Annotated in this window: 4 protein-coding genes; 2 read left to right on the top strand and 2 right to left on the bottom strand. The window is 59.0% G+C overall.

Features of this window, described 5'->3' with window-relative positions; genetic code table 11:
* Positions 1–326: Rid family hydrolase (locus AAAC48_RS28935; protein ID WP_340657484.1), on the top strand; the 326-nt coding region annotated here is incomplete at its 5' end.
* Positions 327–584: 258 nt separating this feature from the next.
* Here AAAC48_RS28935 and AAAC48_RS28930 read toward each other — a convergent pair.
* Positions 585–1,475 (bottom strand): MBL fold metallo-hydrolase, encoded by an 891-nt coding sequence (locus tag AAAC48_RS28930; protein WP_340657483.1) that lies wholly within the window; start codon positions 1,473–1,475, stop codon positions 585–587.
* A 3-nt stretch (positions 1,476–1,478) separates the two neighbouring features.
* Positions 1,479–2,960, bottom strand: a complete 1,482-nt coding sequence (locus AAAC48_RS28925) for an aminotransferase class V-fold PLP-dependent enzyme (RefSeq protein ID WP_340657482.1) — start codon at positions 2,958–2,960, stop codon at positions 1,479–1,481.
* 96 nt (positions 2,961–3,056) lie between these two features.
* Here AAAC48_RS28925 and AAAC48_RS28920 point away from each other — a divergent pair, with 96 nt between their 5' ends.
* A complete protein-coding gene (locus tag AAAC48_RS28920) occupies positions 3,057–3,539 on the top strand; it encodes an Lrp/AsnC family transcriptional regulator (protein ID WP_340657481.1) in 483 nt (160 codons plus the stop codon).
* Positions 3,540–3,554: the final 15 nt, after the last annotated feature.

Raw genomic sequence — 3,554 nt, 5'->3', positions numbered from 1 at the left:
GCAAAAAGGGAGGCGGCGCCGTTGGCGATGCAGCGGCGCAGTGGCGCGCAATTCTCACGAACATCAAATCAGATTTGGAGGAACTCGGTAGTGCGCTCGAATATCTCATCAGGCTGACCTTCTTTGTTAAGGGGCCATTTCCCAATGGCGGCGTTCTGAGCTCTCCCAATTTTCGCCTAGACGTGATGGACGAGTTCTTTGCTGAACATTGCCCGAAGCACTGTAGCTATAACAACCCGCCACCCTCAGAGGTGATCGGAGTCGCGGCGCTTGCACAACCCGACCTCGTTGTTGAAATTGTTGCAGTCGCGGCGCTGCCGGACTAAGCGGTCTCTCGGCCTGTAAGATACAATAGCATGCCTGCGATAGCGTTTTGTGCGGCGACCGGCTGGCAATCACTATGATTAGCAACGGGACTTGTAGGCCGGTATAGCGGTTCGTAGTCGAGTACTGACATCTGTCCGGCCTCTGTTGCGACCGTTCATGCGTCGCGGACCCGTATGGGAGTTCGGGGATCGGATCCAAATCATTAACGCGCACTCAGGGCGCTTTGTAAGAAACTGGCTTCCCGATCCGGTGTCGCGCTATGCCGTAATGTCAGCCCACGAGGCCCCGTCGAGCGCACCTAGCGGAAACTTCAGATACCGTTTGCCATTGGCCTCGGGCTCCGGGAGCCGGCTGCCGTTGATGTTGACCTGCAAGGCATGCAGGATAAGCTTCGGCATCGGCAGCGTACTGTCGCGTTCGTTGCGGAAGGCCACAAACTTCTTCTCTGTGGCGTAGCGCGTAAGGTGAATGTTCTCGGCCTTCTGCGAAGCAACGGTGCTTTCCCAGCGCGGCTCGCGGCCGCCGGGCTGATAGTCGTGACCTACGAAGATGCGCGTCTCGTCTGACAGTGCCATGATGTTTTGGATTGTTGCCCACAGCGTCTTGGCGTTGCCGCCCGGAAAATCGGCCCGCGCGGTTCCGCCATCGGGCATGAAGACAGTGTCGTGCACGAACGCGGCGTCATCCACCACGTAGGTGATCGAGGCGAGCGTATGGCCTGGCGAGAACATCACGCCGACCGTGATGCTGCCTATCTCAAACGTATCGCCCGCTGCAAAGAGGCGGTCCCATTGCGAGCCGTCGGTGCGCAGCTCCTGCCAGTTGTAGATACTGGTCCAGAGCTTCTGCACGTCAACGATGCGCGCGCCAATGGCAGTTAGCGCACCGGTCTGAGCCTTCAGATAGGCGGCTGCGGAAAGATGGTCGGCATGCGGATGTGTATCGAGGATCCACTGCAGGGAAAGGTTCTGATCGCGGATGAAGGCAAGCAGCCGGTCGGCATTGATCGTCGCCGTCGCACCCGACTTTTCGTCGAAATCGAGGACCGGATCGACGACGGCGCAAAGCCTGGTTTTCGGATCGCTTACCACATATTGTACCGACCAGGTGCGCGGATCAAAGAAGGCGGCGATGTCAGGCCGTGCCATGTCTCAGGCCTCCACCAGGTCGGCGTCGAGCGGAAAGAAGATCGCACGGCTGGCGTCGAAATCATATTGTGGCTCATAGAGCACCGCGTCGGCGGCAAGCTGGGCAACCGCCTCGAGAATGAACTTCACCTTTCCCTCGGACAAAAGAACGCTGAAGTTCAGCCGCGTGAAGCCCGGCTTCCTAATCTCCTCGCCATTCAGGATCGCCTGACGCATGCTCTGCGACTGCGCGTCGTCGATGGACAGGAGGCGATGCACGTAAGGGCCGGCGCAGGCGCAACCGCCCCGCGCCTGGATGCCGAAGCGGTCGCTGAGAACGCGGGTGACGAGCTGCTGGTGGACGTAGCCGCCCTTGCCGTCCCTCACGCGGAACGAGAAGATCGGCAACCGCTGCTGCGACAGCGAGCCAAGTAGTTCCAACCGTTCCAAGCCCCGCCATGCGGTCATGGCGCGGTGCGTCAGTTCGGCGTTACGGGCAGCCATCGCGTCCGCCCCGATCGCGTCCTTGACCAGGAAGGCAAGAGCCGCGCGGATGTCGCCGATCACATTGGGCGTTCCTGCTTCCTCGCGTGACTCCAGGCTGTCACTATAGTCGTGACCTGTCGGCGAGACGAATTTCACGGTTCCACCGCCAGGCCAGGAGGGCTTGGTGATCTTAACCGCGTCGCGGCGAACGATCAGCACGCCGGATGCCCCCGGGCCGCCGATGAACTTGTGTGGGGAGATTACAACCGCATCGATCTCGATGCCATTTTCGGGCGACATGGCAATTGGAAGATAGGGCGCTGCCCCGGCATAGTCCCACACCATCCTGGCCCCCGCCGCCTTCACCTGCCTGGAGACCGCGGCAACATCGGTGATGATGCCCGTCACATTGGAGGCGGCCGAAAAAGAACAGACGGTAAGATCAGCCGCAACGTGCAGTGCCGCCTCGAGCGCTGCGAGATCCAGTCCACCCGAAGGGCTCTCCAAGATTTCGACCACCTCTGCACCACTTTCACGCCACGGCAGGATGTTCGAATGGTGCTCGTAGGGACCGATTATGATACGCACCCGCTTGCCCGAAGCTACGGCATCGGAAACACCTAGGAGCTTGACAAGCCGGTTTACGCCGGCAGTTGCCCCCGATCCGGCAAAGATAACGGCATGCTCACTATTCGCCCCGCAGCATTCTGCGATCGTAGCACGCGCTTCGCGGCGCAGGCGCGTCATGAAGCCTCCGCAATAGGAGGCCTCGGTATGACTGTTGGCGTAGTAGGGTAGAACCTCTTCGAGGATGAAACGCTCGACCTGCATGAGCGGGCGGCCGGAGGCGACATAGTCGGCATAGACAAGTTCCTTCGTACCAAACGGGCCTTCGATCGCAGCATCCTTGCCGATCAGACCCGTCCGCAACGCGGCAATTACATCGCCGGCCGCTAGGTCGCGCCGGAAGGCCTGCAACAGGCCAGCTGAATTCGCCTTTTCCAAGTACCTCGTTTCCATCGCTTCCTCCAATGATTGGCTCAACGGTGATTTTAGTCGCCTTTACGCATTGAAACTTCACCATATCTATGAGAGTTTTCGCTAGAATTGGGTCATATGATCGAAACAATGCAAAAAGTAGATGAAATTGATCTGCGAATTCTGGCATGCCTGCAAAAGGATGGCAGTATATCGCAACGCGAGCTCGCCGAACGTGTGGGCCTGTCGCAGAATGCGTGCTGGCGGCGTCTGCAACGCCTCAATACGAGTGGCTTGATCCGCGGCGTGCATGCCGACATCGACCTGTCGGCACTTGGCTTCGACCTAACGGTCTTCGTCATGATCCGCACCCGTCATCACTCCAAAGAATGGGCGGACAGCTTTCGCAACCACGTCGAGCGGCTGCCGGAGGTGATCGATTTCTACCGGATCGGCGGGGATTGGGACTATCTGATCAAGGTTGTGACTCGGGGCATGGCCGGTTACGACGGCTTCTACAAGAGACTTATTACCAATTTCGACCTTGCGACGGTGACAGGCTTCTTCTCAATGGAGCCGATCTTAGAGAACAGAGCCGCAGATTTGCGTCGCTTGCGCTGATCGGAAAGTGCCAAT

This window comes from Phyllobacterium sp. (genome assembly GCF_037994405.1).
GTDB lineage: Bacteria > Pseudomonadota > Alphaproteobacteria > Rhizobiales > Rhizobiaceae > Phyllobacterium.
This window is presented reverse-complemented; position numbering and strand designations above follow the sequence as displayed.